Origin of the sequence: Marinobacter alexandrii (assembly GCF_005871205.1) — a bacterium.
GTDB lineage: Bacteria > Pseudomonadota > Gammaproteobacteria > Pseudomonadales > Oleiphilaceae > Marinobacter > Marinobacter alexandrii.
Genome location: NZ_SWKM01000011.1, coordinates 1120247 through 1135369, shown reverse-complemented (window position 1 = coordinate 1135369; position 15123 = coordinate 1120247). Strand labels below are relative to the sequence as shown.

The window sequence follows — 15123 nt, the reverse complement described above, 5'->3', positions numbered from 1 at the left end:
CCCTATTATTCGCGATTGCCTGCAGTGCACTCGGAGGATGCCGGATTGCTGGCACAACGGATTTTACTCAGCAGGCCAAGCATCTTTGGGTGGTAAACATTGGGGGCACCGTTCAGGCCATCACGCATCTCCAGGCGGTTCTGGCGAAACATTTCCTGATAACCCTGGATATCCTTTTCCGGGATTTTGACCCACTTATCGTCGGGGATGGCCGTTTCCTGGCCGGAAATCAGGTCCATCGCCTGCGGGAACATGCCCCAAGCCACTTCCCGGGCCTTCTGGGCACTGGCGTCAGGCAGCACATCATCACGCGCAATTACCTGGATAGTCAGTTGGGCCAGCGGGTAATCGACAATGCCGCCGTCTTTGCCAAGGCCTTTATAGAGCTCCAGCGCCTCGTAGGCGAAAGCAGGTGCGTACGCGGTATCGACCGAACCGTTGTTGAACTTGCCAGCAAAATTGGTGATGTCAGAAGGCACCACCGTGGCTTTGACGAAGTTCACCATATGAATGGCGTCTTTCTGATAATCCAGCGTAGCCATGCGCTTACCCGCCAGCTCACCAGCGGTATCAATGCTGCGGTCATTCACGAACAGGTATCCTGCACCCACGGGCACAATGCCCAGGACCTCGTAACCGTTTTCCTTCATCAGCGGTGCCGCTTTCGGCTGTGCCAGGGTCGCCAGCAGGGTTTTCAGGTCGTCGTAGGTTGGCAGCGCACCCACGGCACTGATACTGCCGGTAAAGCGGTTGAACGGGCGTGTGCGGATATCTGTTGCCGCCACCGCATCGCACTGGCCAGCATTAAAATCGCCCACGGCAACGCCTTCGTCGGTGTAGGGTTTGAGGTCGAAATCGACACCGTGCGCTTTCATTTCCAACGCGTAGTCCTTGACCATGTTGTAGAAATCACCGTTGGCGCCGATCACGTCGAACACGCACATGGATACGGTTTTGGCAGACGCCACGGGGACAATGGCAGCAAGGGCAACTGCGGCGAGGGATTTGCGGATCATAAAGACCTCCGGGTCATTTTTTGTTTATTGGTAGTCGGATAACGGTAACCGGGGACGTCAAAGCAGGTCGTCCAGACTCATGGTTTCAACGTTGTCAGTGTCTCGTTTTGGGCTCATCTTGCCGAAGTAACTTTGGGGCGTCCGGTACCCATAATTCGCAGTCCAGTGCTTATCGGAAGAGAACCGGATAACGCCGGCTGCCACTTCGTCCACCAATTGGTAGTCGTCCCATACCTCAACGCTGTCTTCGGAGGCCGCGAACTGCGCGATGGTCTCCGCCAGGACCTCCGGCCGGCCAAAGGTTTCCGCTGCCACGGCTTCCAGCGCCATGGATGCCCGCAGGCCCTTCTTCACACCCAGCTCGGAGCTGTGGTCCAACACCGTCCAGGGATCCGGTGACAACGGCGGCTGGGTATCCGGCAGCAGCAACCAGACCAAGGCCCGAATCGAATTGGGTAGGCCACCCCATTTCTCGTTGTCGACACAGATCGCAGCTCGCTCTGCCTGGGGCGCAATATTTCGAGGAATACCCGCGAGGGCACCGGAGTTGGCGTCGTTAACGATCGCCTGCATCCCGGTCAACAACCCCAGCAAGAAGGTCAGTTCATCCTGTTCACTGAACAGGAACGGACACTCCAGCGGCTCTGCAGCGGGATCAAATTCATAGGCGGCCATGGCGCGATTAAAGGCTTTGAGGCGACGCTCGGCGGTCTTGGCGTTCAGGCGTTTGGCTTCTTCCCGGGCGTCTTTGGCAGCCGGGACATTGCCCTCGAAATCGGCGCGGAGGTAGGCAAGCTCCGCCTCCCAGGCCCGGTATTCCATGCAGTTACCCGCCAACAGCATCAGCAATGAACCAGTGGTATCGGGTGCATCGGTGACTCGGGAAAACGAATACAGCAGCGGATCAATGCCCTCGCCCAGCGAACAGGCCATGTGCGGATCTGACATCTGCAGCACGTAGGGCGTGGCCTCGCCCTCGGAATAACCGGATAACACTGCGCCGGTGGTGCTGTAGATGGGGTTGGCGGAACAACCGGCCAGCAACAAAAAGATAACTGCGGTCGCGATGAGCTTTATGCCGCCACCGGATCGCATGAAGGGATACACCTGCGAGGAATTCATAGTCCGTCCTGTTTTTGTTATGAACGCCGACAAGGATGCTGCCAATCCTGTCCTACAAAAATGGCTTGAATGCCGATATTGAGTGCCGATCAGGCCAATGGCCTCTTCTGCACCATGCCGAAGAGGCAAACCTCCCGAGTAACCGGAACCTTTTGCCCCGCCGTGCCGTTACGAACTGTTACAAAAACCATAACGAGCACAAGGAAAAGCCATGATTCCCATAAAATCTATCCTCCCGTTTGCGCTGGCGCCGTTACTCTTGACCGGCTGCCTTGGCGCCGGCTCGTCGTCGGATGAGCCCGAGCAGGACGACGTGGACATCGGACAAAGTATTGAACTGCGCCGTACCTCTTTCGGGATTCCCCATATTAAAGCGGACAACTTTGCTGGCATGGGTTACGCCTACGGGTATGCCCAGGCTGAAGACAATCTGTGCCTGATCGCCGAAGACACGCTCACCATTCGCGGTTTGAGATCACGTTATTTTGGACCCGATGGCACCTATCGCATTCCCTCCAACGGGGCCGAAACCAACAACCTAAACGCGGACTTTTTCTGGAGAGTAACCGCCACCGAGGACGCCATCCGCCCTCTCCGGGAAAACAGCGATCCAGAAGCTGTAGCGGCATCGGCGGGTTACGTGGCTGGCTTCAATCGCTACCGGGCTGAAATTCAGGCGGGCCAACACCCGGGTCGTCACCAACGTTGCCGTGACGCGGACTGGCTCTTTGCCCTGGAAGAAAGCGACATGTATCGCCGCTATCTGAGACTGGCAGTTCTGGCCAGCTCGTCAGTGTTTGTCGAGGGCATCGCCAACGCCCAACCTCCGGTCAGCGATGGCACCGCGCCCATGGTGTCCGCGCCAGACCCTGACCAGCTGCTTTCCGAGCTGGCCCAGGAAGACGAAGACTCCACCCTGCCCTTCCCGTTCAACCGGGAGCTGCCCTTTGGCAGCAACATGTACGGGCTTTCGTCTGAAGCCAGCACCACCGGGGAATCCATACTGTTCGGCAACCCGCATTTCCCCTGGGAGAAAACCGAGCGACTGTACCTGGCGCACCTGAAAGTCGGCGATCATACCGAAATCATGGGTGCTTCCCTGTACGGGCTGCCGGCAGTCCTGATCGGCTTCAACGAGCACTTCGCCTGGAGCCATACCGTCTCCACCGCCTATCGATTCACCTTCTACGAGCTGACCCTGAACCCGGCCGACCCCACGCAATACCTCTATGACGGCGAATTTGTCGACATGGCCCAGCAGGACGTCACGATTGAGGTGCTGGAAGAAGACGGCAGTGTTGGCGTGCGCAATCGCACCCTGTACCAGTCCCATTACGGCCCGATGCTGACCTTCGAGGTATCCGGTGTCCCAGTGCTCAACTGGTCATCTGGCAAGGCCTACACGCTGCGCGACGCCAACGCCGAGAACGATCGCCTGCTCAACCAGTTCTTCCGCTGGAACAAGGCCAACAGTCTTGAAGAATTCATTGATGTGCACGCCAGTGTGCTCGGTGTGCCCTGGGTGAATACCGTCGCCACCGGTCCGGGCCAGCAGGCCTACTACGGCGATGTCACCGTCGTGCCGAACGTGCCCGACGCCAAGGCCGAAGGCGCTATCTGCGGCTCATCCCTGTCCCCTGTATTTAGCCAACTGGCACCAGGTCTTCCCATCCTTGACGGCTCCAAGTCTGAGTGCCAATGGGAAACCGACGCCGACGCGCCGGCCGCGGGTATTTTCGGGCCAGGTAACCTGCCGACCCTGCGCCGGGATGACTGGGTGCACAATTGCAATGACAGCTATTGGGCAACCAACCCCAAGGAACTGCTTACGGGCTTCGCCGCCATCATCGGTGACGAAGCGACCCCGCGTACCCTGCGCACCCGCAAGTGCATGCAACAGGTCATCCAGCGCCTTGACGGCAGCGACGGCCTCAGTGGCAGTCAGGACTTTGATCTGGCCAGCCTGCAATCTGTTGTCCTGGACAGCAGCCTGATGTCCGAGCAGCTGGCCCGCGAGGACGTACTCAATGCCTACTGCGGCGTTGCCTCACTAGAGGGCAGTGAAGGCACACCAGTGGATATCGTCAACGCCTGCAAGGTGCTGCAGCAGTGGGACGGAACCCACAATCTGGATTCCCGGGGTGGTCACATCTGGCGTGAATTCTGGCGCGGTGTTTCGGCTCTTGCCGACAGCTCACCCGATAAATGGCTCACGCCATTCGATGCCCGCGACCCTGTAAACACCCCGCGGGATCTGAACGTCGCCAATCCGCGCATCATCAACGCCTTCGCGGACGCCGTGAAAAAGATCCAGGACTCACCCATCGCGCTGGATGCAGCTATCCGCGACATCCAGGTGTCCGGCATTCACGACTCACCCATTCCGGTGTTCGGTGGCGAAGGCTTTGAAGGCAGCTTCACCATCGCCATCAGCCGGCCGAACGACCTGAGCGACGGCCAGTACGACATCAATTACGGCAACAGCTACATCCAGACAGTCACCTGGGAAGAAGACGGAACACCCAGGGCTGAGGGATTCGTGACCTATTCCCAGTCCACCGACCCGGCTTCGCCTTACTACAGCGACATGACGGAAGCCTATTCCGAGAAACAGTGGATCCGCTTCCCGTTCAGCGAGGAAGACATCGCCGCTGATGAACTGCCGGTGCAGTACCAGTTTGGAGAGCTGGATCTGGACGACGATGACGAAGAAGACGAGGAAGACGACGACTAATCGTTCGCCGTATTCTTATCAAAAAAAGGACCCTCTCGAGGGTCCTTTTTCTATGGCAATGCTTGCGAACAGAGACGAAGGCGCAATCAGATCCCCGGGGCAAACCCCATCATGGCCATGATCTGATCGGTCAGTCCGTCCAGGGTCAATCCGCCACGTTCCGGCCGATACCAGGTGACCGTCCAGCTCAGGGCACCGGTGAGCATGCGGCGAACCACGAACGGCTCCGCCAGCAGGCGACCCTCCTGCCTCAGGGCCTCAAGAGTGTCCAACCAGAGCTTTTCATAAATATCCCGCAACTCCAGCACATCTGCCTGAGACTCTTCAGCCAGGCTGCGCCACTCAAACACCAGCACCGCCATGGCCTCTCCGGTCTGCCCGTTGACCGATTCCAGCTCGGCGCGGACCAGCGCCCGCAACTTTTCCTGACTGGTCGGCGCCGCATCCACCGCCGCTTGCATCAGGGCGGTGTTCAGCCGAATGGTTTCCACCATCACCGCCTTGAGGATTTCCTCTTTGGTGCGGAAATGGTGAAACAGACTGCCGGACTGGATGCCAACTGCAGCGGCCAGATCCCTGACTGTGGTGCGCTCATAACCCTTGTCCCGGAACAGGCGAGCCGCTTCTTTCAACAGACGACCGCGGGCGCCGTTGGGATCGGAGACAAGGTTCTCAGAGATTAGGGCATTCAGGATTTTGCTTGGGTTCACAATGGCTTTCCGGCAGTCGAAACAGGCCAATGATTCTACCCGACATTTCCTTGTTTACAAACCAAGCGCTTGCTTGGTATCGTCAAAACAACCAAGGACACTAACGAACAACACCGGCCACCTTCTCCGGCCTGATCGCATCCGACTCAAAGGGTTTTGCTCATGACTGACTCCGCCAAGGACACCGGGAAAACCATCCGCATCGGCTGCTCGGCTGCGTTCTGGGGCGATACCGAAACCGCTGCTGCACAATTGGTTCGCAGCGGCCGAATTGATTACCTGGTGGCGGATTACCTGGCCGAAATCACCATGTCGATCATGGCCGGGCAGAAGATGAAAGACCCGTCCCAGGGTTATGCCCGGGATTTCGTGCAAACGGTGATGGGGCCGCTGCTGGGTGAGATTCGCGAGAAAGGCATCCGCGTTTTGGCCAACGCTGGCGGCGTTAATCCGGCGGCTTGTCGGGATGCCTTACAGGCCCTGTGCGAACAGGCCGGCATTGAGATGAAGATCGCTTTGGTCCTGGGCGATGATCTGCTGGCTGAAAAGAAAACCCTGGCCGAGGCGGGCATCACCGAAATGACCACCGGTCAGCCGATGCCACCGATGATGGTAAGCCTGAACGCCTATCTGGGCGCGCCCGGCCTGGTGGCGGCGCTGGACCAAGGCGCGGATATCATCATTACCGGGCGCGTTGCCGACAGCGCGCTGGTACTGGCGCCCCTGGTGCACGAATTCGGCTGGGACTGGTCGGACTACGACAAGCTGGCCCAGGGCAGCCTGGCCGGCCACCTGCTGGAGTGCGGGGCTCAGGTAACTGGCGGCAACTTTACCGATTGGGAACAGGTGGCCGATGGTTACGCGGACATGGGCTTCCCGATAGCCGAAGTCGGGGCCGACGGCGAATTCGTGATCACCAAACCCGAGGGTACCGGTGGCCAGGTCAGCCTGGGCACAGTGGCCGAGCAACTGGTGTACGAAATTGGTGACCCGAGGGCCTACCTGCTGCCCGACGTGACCTGCGATTTCACCAAAGTGAGCCTGGAAGAAACCGGGCCGGACCAGGTCACTGTATGCGGTGCTACCGGCCTCCCCCCTACCGACAGTTACAAGGTGTCAGGCACCTGGCCCGACGGTTTCAAGTGCACGGTTACCTTCCTGATGGGAGGCATTAACGCACCGGCCAAGGCCCAAAAAGTGGCCGACGCTATCCTGACAAAAACCTCGCGCCTGTTCCGGGAGCGGGACCTGCCGGACTATACGGAAACCAGCGTGGAACTACTGGGCACCGAGGCCACCTACGGCCCTCACGGTCGCGGCGGTGAAAGCCGGGAAGTCGTGGTGAAGATCAGCACCGCACACCCGAAAAAAGAGGCGCTAGTGCTGTTCTCACGGGAAATTGCCCAGGCCGCTACCGGCATGGCACCCGGCCTGACCGGCATTGTTGGAGGTCGCCCGGCCGTATGGCCGAAAATCCGGCTGTTCTCCTGCCTGGTGCCCAAGAGTATGACCTCTGTTTCAGTGGACCTCGACGGTGACCGCCAGCAGGTACCGGTCGCCACCGACGGCGGCTTTGACCCGAGCCAACTGGCCGAAGAACCGACAAGCCAGACCGCGCCGGAAACCGACACCACTGTTCCCCTGATCGAACTGGCCTGGGCCCGCAGTGGCGACAAAGGCGACCACAGCAACATCGGCGTAGTTGCCCGCCATCCGGACTTCCTGCCCTTCATCGACGCGGCGCTGACCGAAACCGCCGTTGCCGAGTGGATGCAACACACCCTCAACCCCGACACCGGCAAGGTCACCCGCTGGGCCATGCCGGGGCTGAACGCTCTTAACTTCCTGCTGGAACACAGCCTGGGTGGAGGCGGCGTCGCCAGTCTGCGCATTGATCCCCAGGGCAAGGCCTTTGCCCAGCAACTTCTCGAATTTCCGGTTCCGGTGAGCCGGGCTGTCATGGAAAAAGGACACCGTACATGAGCTATCAATCCATCTTTCATCCCGAGCTGTTCAAGGGCCAGACCTTCATCGTGACCGGCGGCGGCTCCGGCATTGGCCGCTGCACCGCCCATGAACTGGCCGCCCTCGGCGCCCGGGTCGCTCTGGTCGGTCGCAAGGCCGAGAAGGTTGAAACCGTAAAGGCCGAGATCCTCGAAGACGGCGGCATTGCCTCCGCCCAAGTCTGCGACATCCGCGAAGAAGAATCGGTCAAGGCCACCGTGGCCGCCATCCTTGAAGAACACGGCGGACTGAACGGTGTGGTCAATAACGCGGGCGGGCAGTTTCCGTCGCCGCTGACCGGCATCAACCAGAAAGGCTGGGAAACCGTGGTCCGGACCAACCTGACCGGCGGCTTCCTGATGGCGCGGGAAGCCTACACCCAGGCCCTGGCCAACACCGGCGGCGCCATCGTCAACATCGTCGCTGACATGTGGGGCGGCATGCCCGGCATGGGGCATTCCGGTGCGGCGCGGGCTGGCATGGTCAACTTCACCCAGACCGCGGCCGTGGAATGGGGCACCTCCGGCGTGCGCGTTAACGCAGTAGCACCGGGCTGGATTGCCTCCAGCGGCATGGACAACTACCCCGAACAGATGAAGGAATGGATCCGCAGCCTGGGCGACAACGTGCCCATCAAGCGCATGGGCACCGAATCGGAAGTCAGTGCCGCCATCTGCTTCCTGCTCAGCCCCGGAGCTGCGTTCATCAGCGGCGACTGCCTGCGCATCGACGGTGGTGCCTCTCAGGGTGGCCGGATGTGGCCCTTCCCCAAGGCCAAAAACAACGAGCCGTTCAATGGCTTCCACCGCGCCACCACCCCGAAAGTGCTGAGCGACGACTGAGGAGAACGCCATGCAAGTTCTGGAAACCACGGTCACTCCCCAGTCGGAGGAATTCCGGGCCAACACCGAGGCCATGGAAGCGCACATCCAGACCTTCCGGGAGGTGGAGCAAAAGGTGCTGGATCTGGCTGAAGCCGCGCGGGAAAAGTTCACCAACCGGGGCAAGCTGCTGCCCCGGGATCGCATCAACCGGCTGCTGGATCGGGGCACACCGTTTCTGGAACTCTGCTCCCTGGCGGGCTATCAGATGCATGATGACAAAGACGGCAGCCTGGCCGGCGGCGGCATCATCGCCGGTATAGGCACGGTCAGTGGCATTCGCTGCCTGGTCGTGGCCAGCAACAGCGCAATCAAAGGGGGCACCATCACCCCGGCCGGTCTGGACAAGACCCTGCGCCTGCACCAGATCGCCATGGAAAACAAACTGCCGGTGGTCTCGCTGTCCGAAAGTGGCGGCGCCAACCTCAACTACGCCACCGACATTTTTGTCCAGGGGGCTAGAAGCTTTGCCAACCAGGCCCGCATGTCTGCCGCTGGCATTCCCCAGGTCACCGTGGTGCACGGCAACGCCACCGCCGGCGGCGCCTATCAGCCGGGCCTGTCGGACTACGTGGTGGCGGTGCGCGGCCAGGCCAAGATGTTCCTGGCCGGGCCACCGCTGCTGAAAGCCGCCACCGGCGAAGTAGCCACCGACGAAGAACTGGGCGGCGCGGAAATGCACGCCCAGGTCGCCGGCACCGCCGAATACCTGGCCGAGGACGACGCCGACGGTATCCGCCAGGCCCGCAATATCCTCGAAGCCCTGTCCTGGAACGAACAGCTACCACCCCGGCGCGAGCTGACCTGGGACGACCCCAGGTTTCCAGCGGAAGAACTGCTGGGCGTGATCCCGTCCGATTCCAAGAAACCCTACGACGTTCGTGAAATCCTGGCCCGCATTGCCGACGGCTCCAAGTTCATGGACTTCAAGAACGAGTTCGATGACCAGACCGTGTGCGGCACCATCCGCATTGAAGGCCATGCGGTGGGCATTATCGGCAACAACGGCCCGATCACCCCGGCCGGCAGCGCCAAGGCGGCCCAGTTCATCCAGCTGTGCGACCAGGCTGGTACGCCGCTGCTGTTCCTGCACAACACCACCGGTTTCATGGTCGGCACCCATTCCGAGCAGAACGGCATCATCAAGCACGGCTCCAAGATGATCCAGGCGGTCGCCAACTGCCGGGTCCCAAAGATCGCCATTGTAATCGGTGGCTCCTATGGTGCAGGTAACTACGCCATGTGCGGCCGCGGCCTGGACCCGCGCTTCATCTTCGCCTGGCCCAACAGCCGCACCGCGGTTATGGGCCCGGCCCAGGCCGGCAAGGTGATGCGCATCGTGGCCGAAGACAAACAGCGGCGCGGCGGCATGGAACCGGACCCGAAAACCCTCGATTTTCTCGAGCAAGCCACCGCCAAGAAACTCGAAGACGGCTCTACCGCCCTTTACGGCACGGCCCGGCTCTGGGACGACGGCCTGATAGACCCGCGCGATACCCGCCGGCTATTGGCGCTGGTGCTGTCGGTCTGCCGCGAAGCCGACGCCCGCCCATTACGCCCCAATTCGTTCGGTGTCGCCCGGCTATAGTCCGGCGGCACAGACAGAACAACTTAGAACCAATTTCAGACAAGGAGAACAACAAAATGAAATTTACCGAAGAGCACGAAGCACTACGTAAAACGGTCCGGGACTTCGTCGAGAAAGAGATCAATCCGCACTGCGACGAATGGGAAGAAGCCGGCGAATTCCCGATTCACGATGTGTTCAAGAAACTGGGAAAACTCGGCATTCTGGGCATCCAGAAGCCGGAAGAATACGGCGGCATGGGTCTCGATTACAGCTACAACCTGGTGGCCGCTGAAGAACTGGGTATGGCCCACTGCGGTGGTGTGCCCCTGGCTGTCGGCGTACAAACCGACATGTGCACCCCGGCCATCGCCCGGTTCGGCTCCGATGAACTCAAACGCACCTTCCTGGCTACCGCCATCACCGGTGACATGGTCGGCTGTATCGGCGTCAGCGAAGTAGGCGCAGGCTCCGATGTGGCCAACACCAAGACGGTTGCCCGGGCAGACGGTGACGACTACATCATCAACGGCTCGAAGATGTGGATCACCAACAGCCCGAAAGCCGACTTCATCTGCCTGCTGGCCAACACCAGCGACGACAAGCCCCACAAGAACAAATCCCTGATCGTGGTGCCGATGAACAGTCCGGGCATTTCCTTTAGTCCGCATCTGAACAAGCTGGGCATGCGTTCCTCGGAAACCGCCCAGATCTTCTTCGACGATGTGCGCGTGCCCCAACGCTACCGCATCGGCGCCGAAGGTACTGGCTTCATGATGCAGATGCTGCAGTTCCAGGAAGAACGCATGTGGGGCGCGGCCAACGTCATCAAGTCCCTGGAAAACTGCGTCGACAAAACCATCGAATACTGCCGGGAACGCAAAACCTTTGGCCAGTCACTGCTCGACAACCAGGTAATTCACTTCCGACTGGCTGAATTGCAGACCGAAATCGAAGCCCTGCGCGCCCTCACCTACCAGGCCTGCGAACTTCACATCGAAGGCAAGGACGTCACCAAGCTGGCATCCATGGCCAAGCTGAAAGCCGGCCGACTGGGCCGCGAGGTTACCGATAGCTGCCTGCAATACTGGGGCGGCATGGGCTACATGTGGGACAACCCGGTGTCACGGGCCTTCCGGGACGTTCGCCTGGTATCCATTGGCGGCGGTGCCGACGAAATCATGCTGGGCATCATCTGCAAAATGATGGGCACTTTGCCGGGCAAACAGAAAAACTAAACCCGGGTGCCAGACTGGGCCGCCGGTCCCAAACAACGTTCGTGGAGTAGTCTTTATGGAAGTTTTACCTCATTGCGAAACACTGCTGGTGGAAAAGCAGGGCCCTGCCCTGATGGTCACCATTAACCGCCCGGATGTTCGCAACGCCATGAGCCTGCAAATGGTGGCCGAGCTGTCCGCGGTGTTTGCCCAAATTGAATCAGACCTGAGTATCCGCGCCGTGGTCATTCGCGGCGCCGGCGGCCATTTCTGCGCCGGCGGCGACATTAAAGACATGGCCGGCGCCCGCAAACAACCAGCGGCTGAAGGCGAGGCTGACCCCTTCTACCGCCTGAACCGCGCCTTTGGCCAGATGATCCAGCAGGTTAACGAATCCTCCAAGGTGGTGATTGCGGTCACCGAAGGCGCTGTCATGGGCGGCGGATTGGGCCTAGCCTGCGTCTCCGATGTGGCCATCGCCGGCCCATCGGCGACCTTCGGCATGCCGGAAACCTCACTCGGAATCATCCCAGCACAGATAGCTCCGTTTGTAGTGGAACGCATCGGGCTCACCCAGGCTCGGCGTATGGCTCTGCTCGGTCTTCGGATTAGCGCGGAAGAGGCCTGCACCCTGGGCATAGTCCATCAAGCGGCCGATTCCGATGAGGAGCTGGAGGAAATACTCAGCCAAACCCTGGGCCGAGTCCAACTGTGCGCGCCCGGAGCGACGGCGGAAACCAAAGCCCTCCTGCACCGGGTTGGCCACGAGAACATGAGCAGCTTGCTCGATGACGCTGCCGAGAAATTTGCCAAGGCTATCCGGGGTAGTGAAGGCGCAGAAGGCACTGTCGCATTCATGCAGAAAAGACCACCTAAATGGGCCACTGAATCCGAATGATCGCGGAGCGGGTGGGCAGGAAGGTCGGGCCAGAAAATGTTGAAGGCCAAGGATGGCCGGAAACAAGCGCACATGGATGTGCTCGTAGCGGTTTTCTGGACCGACCTTCCTTCCCGCCCGCGGACCTGCACCCGAGCAAGAGAACAACAACATGCTGACCAAACTGCTGATCGCCAACCGAGGTGAAATCGCCGTCCGTGTCATCCGCACGGCCAAAGCCCTCGGCTATCGCACCGTGGCCGTCTATTCCGAGGCAGACGCCAACGCCCTGCACGTGCACGAAGCCGACGAGGCGGTCTGCATTGGCCCCGCGCAGGTAACGGCCTCCTACCTCAATGCCGAAGCCATTCTCGAAGCCGCCCGCAAGACCGGCGCCGACTGCATCCACCCAGGCTACGGATTCCTATCTGAAAACTCGAACTTTGCGAACGCCTGCAAAACCGCCGGGCTGGTTTTTGTCGGCCCACCTTCAGATGCCATCGAACTGATGGGCAGCAAACGCCGCTCCAAACTGGCCATGCAGGACGCCGGCGTACCGGTAGTGCCCGGCTACGAAGGCAACAACGCCACCGACGAAGAACTGATCGCTGCGGCCGCCGACATCGGCTACCCACTCATGATCAAAGCCTCTGCCGGCGGCGGTGGCCGCGGCATGCGACTGGTGAATGCCGAACCGGAATTGGTCGATAACATCAAACGGGCCCGCTCCGAAGCCAAGCAGGCCTTCGGCGACGACGAGCTGATACTCGAAAAAGCGGTGCTCGAACCCCGGCACGTTGAAATCCAGGTGTTCGCCGACAGTCATGGCAACGCCGTGTACCTGGGCGAGCGGGACTGCTCGATACAACGCCGACACCAGAAAGTGGTCGAAGAGGCCCCCTCTCCCTTTGTGACACCCGATCTTCGTTCAGCCATGGGCGAAGCCGCCGTCACTGCCGCGTTGGCTTGTGGTTACGAAGGCGCAGGCACAGTCGAGTTCCTGGTGGACAAGGACCGCAATTTCTACTTCCTGGAAATGAACACCCGCCTGCAGGTGGAACACCCGGTCACCGAACTGATCACCGGCCAGGACCTGGTGGCCTGGCAACTGGCTGTGGCTGAAGGCCGCCCGCTGCCACTGGCCCAGCACGAGATCGAGCTGAGCGGCCACGCCATCGAAGTCCGGCTGTACGCCGAAGACCCCGCCAACGGCTTCACACCCCAGACCGGCCCCCTGCTGCAATTCAAACCGGCCGAGGGCGAAGGCCTGCGCTTCGACACCGGGGTGCGATCCGGCGACACCATCACGCCTCATTACGATCCCATGCTGGCCAAAGTCATCGCCTGGGGCCAGACCCGAGACGATGCCCGCCGGCGCCTGATCCGGGCCCTGGAAGACACGGTCATTTTCGGCGTGACCACCAACCGGCACTTCCTCAGCCGCATCATCGCCGACGATACCTTTGGCGCCGGCGAAGCCACCACCGCCTTCTTGCAGCAGGCGTTCCGGGACGATCCATCTCTTCAGCCCCAGCAACCGTCACTGCGGGAACTGGCTCTGGCCGCCGGCATACTCGACCACGACCAATCGGGCCGTAAATCAGGCCGCAACTTAGGCCAAAGTGCCTGGAGCAATGCACCGGCGACCCGCACCCCCATCACCCTTGAACTGGATGGTAAAAACCAGGAGCTGTTGGTGTCCCAGGCGGGCAACCGCCTGAACATCGCGGTTGGCGACAACCAGTACGAACTGGTTATCGAAGCGTTTGAGAATGGCTCCCTGTGCACGATCGACAACGGCGTCCGTCAAAGGTGCCAATATCACCGCGACGGCGATTCCCTATATTTCCAGGCCTTCGGCCAGTCCTGGTCGGTGCGGGATGTGACCCACCAACCTCCCGCAGGCAGTCAGGGCGCCGGCAGTGGCCGGATTCAGGCATCCATGGACGGTGCCATAATTGAGGTGCTGGCCACGTCCGGGCAAAGAGTCAGTCAGGGGGATACACTGGTTATTCTCGAGGCCATGAAAATGGAACATCCGGTCAAGGCCGACCGTGACGGTGTCGTCAGCCAAGTGCTGGCAGGTGCGGGCGACCAGGTTAAACGCAATCAGCTTCTGGTCGAAATAACGACTGAAGAGTCCGCCCAACAGGAGGCCGAGTCATGAACACACTGAAAGGACGTACCGTCTTTATCACTGGCGGCAGCCGCGGCATCGGCCGGGCCATTGCCCTGGCCTGCGCCCGCCAGGGTGCCAACGTGGTGATCGCCGCCAAATCGGACACCCCGCACCCCAAACTGCCAGGCACAATTCACACCGTTGCCGAGGAAGTCCGGGCGGCCGGTGGTCAGGCACTGCCCTTGGTGCTGGACGTGCGCGATGATCAACTGGTCAAACAGCGCATGGACGAAGCTGCCGACCACTTTGGCGGCATCGACGCCCTGGTTAACAACGCCGGCGCCATTCGGCTGACCGGCGTGGAGAACCTCAAGGCCAGTCGTTACGACCTGATGCACCAGGTCAACGCCCGGGCGGTGTTCACCTGCAGCCAGGCCGCACTGCCCCATCTGAAGAAATCCGACCGCGGCCACATTCTGAGCCTGTCGCCACCGCTAAACTTGAATAGCAAGTGGTTCGCCCAGTACGGCCCCTACACCACCACTAAATACGCCATGACCATGCTAAGCATCGGCATGGCCGAAGAATTCCGGCGCTACGGCATTGCCGTGAACACGCTCTGGCCCAAGACCCTGATTGCCACCGCCGCCATCGAGTTTGAAGTGGGCGGGCCGGCCATGATGGCTCAGGGCCGCAAGCCGGACATCATGGCCGATGCCACAGTGAGCATTCTGAACCGGTCTGCAGATGAGCTTTCCGGCCAGAACCTTATCGACGAAGACCTGCTGCGCCAGGATGGCGTGACTGATTTTGAACACTACCGATACGCTGCGGGCGACAAGCCCCTGCTACCGGACCTGTTCCTGGACTAGGAAA

11 protein-coding genes are annotated in these 15123 nt (G+C 60.6%); 8 read left to right on the top strand and 3 right to left on the bottom strand.

The window, feature by feature from the left end:
• Positions 1-5: 5 nt before the first annotated feature.
• Both FCS96_RS05670 and FCS96_RS05665 read right to left on the bottom strand, forming a co-directional pair.
• Complete coding sequence (locus FCS96_RS05670; RefSeq protein WP_138439235.1) at positions 6-1016, bottom strand: putative solute-binding protein; 1011 nt, start codon at positions 1014-1016, stop codon at positions 6-8.
• Between the two features lie 57 nt (positions 1017-1073).
• Positions 1074-2138 (bottom strand): hypothetical protein, encoded by a 1065-nt coding sequence (locus FCS96_RS05665; RefSeq protein WP_138439234.1) that lies wholly within the window; start codon positions 2136-2138, stop codon positions 1074-1076.
• Positions 2139-2349: 211 nt separating this feature from the next.
• Between FCS96_RS05665 and FCS96_RS05660 the strand changes: the two genes are divergently transcribed.
• The gene (locus FCS96_RS05660) at positions 2350-4872 is read left to right on the top strand and encodes a penicillin acylase family protein (RefSeq protein ID WP_138439233.1); all 2523 of its coding nucleotides are present in this window, start codon (positions 2350-2352) and stop codon (positions 4870-4872) included.
• An 86-nt stretch (positions 4873-4958) separates the two neighbouring features.
• Here the strand turns inward: FCS96_RS05660 and FCS96_RS05655 are convergent, their stop codons facing one another.
• Positions 4959-5582 (bottom strand): TetR/AcrR family transcriptional regulator, encoded by a 624-nt coding sequence (locus FCS96_RS05655; RefSeq protein ID WP_171040675.1) that lies wholly within the window; start codon positions 5580-5582, stop codon positions 4959-4961.
• Positions 5583-5744: 162 nt separating this feature from the next.
• Between FCS96_RS05655 and FCS96_RS05650 the strand changes: the two genes are divergently transcribed.
• The 7 genes from FCS96_RS05650 (at position 5745) to FCS96_RS05620 (ending at position 15119) form a co-directional block, all read left to right on the top strand.
• The gene (locus FCS96_RS05650; RefSeq protein ID WP_138439231.1) at positions 5745-7565 is read left to right on the top strand and encodes an acyclic terpene utilization AtuA family protein; all 1821 of its coding nucleotides are present in this window, start codon (positions 5745-5747) and stop codon (positions 7563-7565) included.
• The gene (locus FCS96_RS05645; RefSeq protein ID WP_138439230.1) at positions 7562-8428 is read left to right on the top strand and encodes an SDR family oxidoreductase; all 867 of its coding nucleotides are present in this window, start codon (positions 7562-7564) and stop codon (positions 8426-8428) included. The genes FCS96_RS05650 and FCS96_RS05645 overlap by 4 nt, the downstream gene beginning before the upstream one ends.
• A 10-nt stretch (positions 8429-8438) precedes the next feature.
• Entirely contained in the window at positions 8439-10055 is a 1617-nt protein-coding gene (locus tag FCS96_RS05640; RefSeq protein ID WP_138439229.1) for an acyl-CoA carboxylase subunit beta, read from the top strand.
• A 56-nt stretch (positions 10056-10111) separates the two neighbouring features.
• Complete coding sequence (locus FCS96_RS05635) at positions 10112-11272, top strand: acyl-CoA dehydrogenase family protein (protein ID WP_138439228.1); 1161 nt, start codon at positions 10112-10114, stop codon at positions 11270-11272.
• 55 nt (positions 11273-11327) lie between these two features.
• A complete protein-coding gene (locus tag FCS96_RS05630) occupies positions 11328-12149 on the top strand; it encodes an enoyl-CoA hydratase/isomerase family protein (RefSeq protein ID WP_138439227.1) in 822 nt (273 codons plus the stop codon).
• Between the two features lie 151 nt (positions 12150-12300).
• A complete protein-coding gene (locus tag FCS96_RS05625; RefSeq protein WP_138439226.1) occupies positions 12301-14295 on the top strand; it encodes an acetyl-CoA carboxylase biotin carboxylase subunit in 1995 nt (664 codons plus the stop codon).
• Entirely contained in the window at positions 14292-15119 is an 828-nt protein-coding gene (locus FCS96_RS05620) for an SDR family oxidoreductase (RefSeq protein ID WP_138439225.1), read from the top strand. Before FCS96_RS05625 ends, FCS96_RS05620 begins: the two co-directional genes overlap by 4 nt.
• Positions 15120-15123: the final 4 nt, after the last annotated feature.

Bases quoted from the DNA above. Each gene is read 5' to 3' on its own strand.
- FCS96_RS05670 (WP_138439235.1), bottom strand. From the start codon at position 1,016: ATGATCCGCAAATCCCTCGCCGCAGTTGCCCTTGCTGCCATTGTCCCC.
- FCS96_RS05665 (WP_138439234.1), bottom strand. From the start codon at position 2,138: ATGAATTCCTCGCAGGTGTATCCCTTCATGCGATCCGGTGGCGGCATA.
- FCS96_RS05660 (WP_138439233.1), top strand. From the start codon at position 2,350: ATGATTCCCATAAAATCTATCCTCCCGTTTGCGCTGGCGCCGTTACTC.
- FCS96_RS05650 (WP_138439231.1), top strand. From the start codon at position 5,745: ATGACTGACTCCGCCAAGGACACCGGGAAAACCATCCGCATCGGCTGC.
- FCS96_RS05645 (WP_138439230.1), top strand. From the start codon at position 7,562: ATGAGCTATCAATCCATCTTTCATCCCGAGCTGTTCAAGGGCCAGACC.
- FCS96_RS05640 (WP_138439229.1), top strand. From the start codon at position 8,439: ATGCAAGTTCTGGAAACCACGGTCACTCCCCAGTCGGAGGAATTCCGG.
- FCS96_RS05635 (WP_138439228.1), top strand. From the start codon at position 10,112: ATGAAATTTACCGAAGAGCACGAAGCACTACGTAAAACGGTCCGGGAC.
- FCS96_RS05630 (WP_138439227.1), top strand. From the start codon at position 11,328: ATGGAAGTTTTACCTCATTGCGAAACACTGCTGGTGGAAAAGCAGGGC.
- FCS96_RS05625 (WP_138439226.1), top strand. From the start codon at position 12,301: ATGCTGACCAAACTGCTGATCGCCAACCGAGGTGAAATCGCCGTCCGT.
- FCS96_RS05620 (WP_138439225.1), top strand. From the start codon at position 14,292: ATGAACACACTGAAAGGACGTACCGTCTTTATCACTGGCGGCAGCCGC.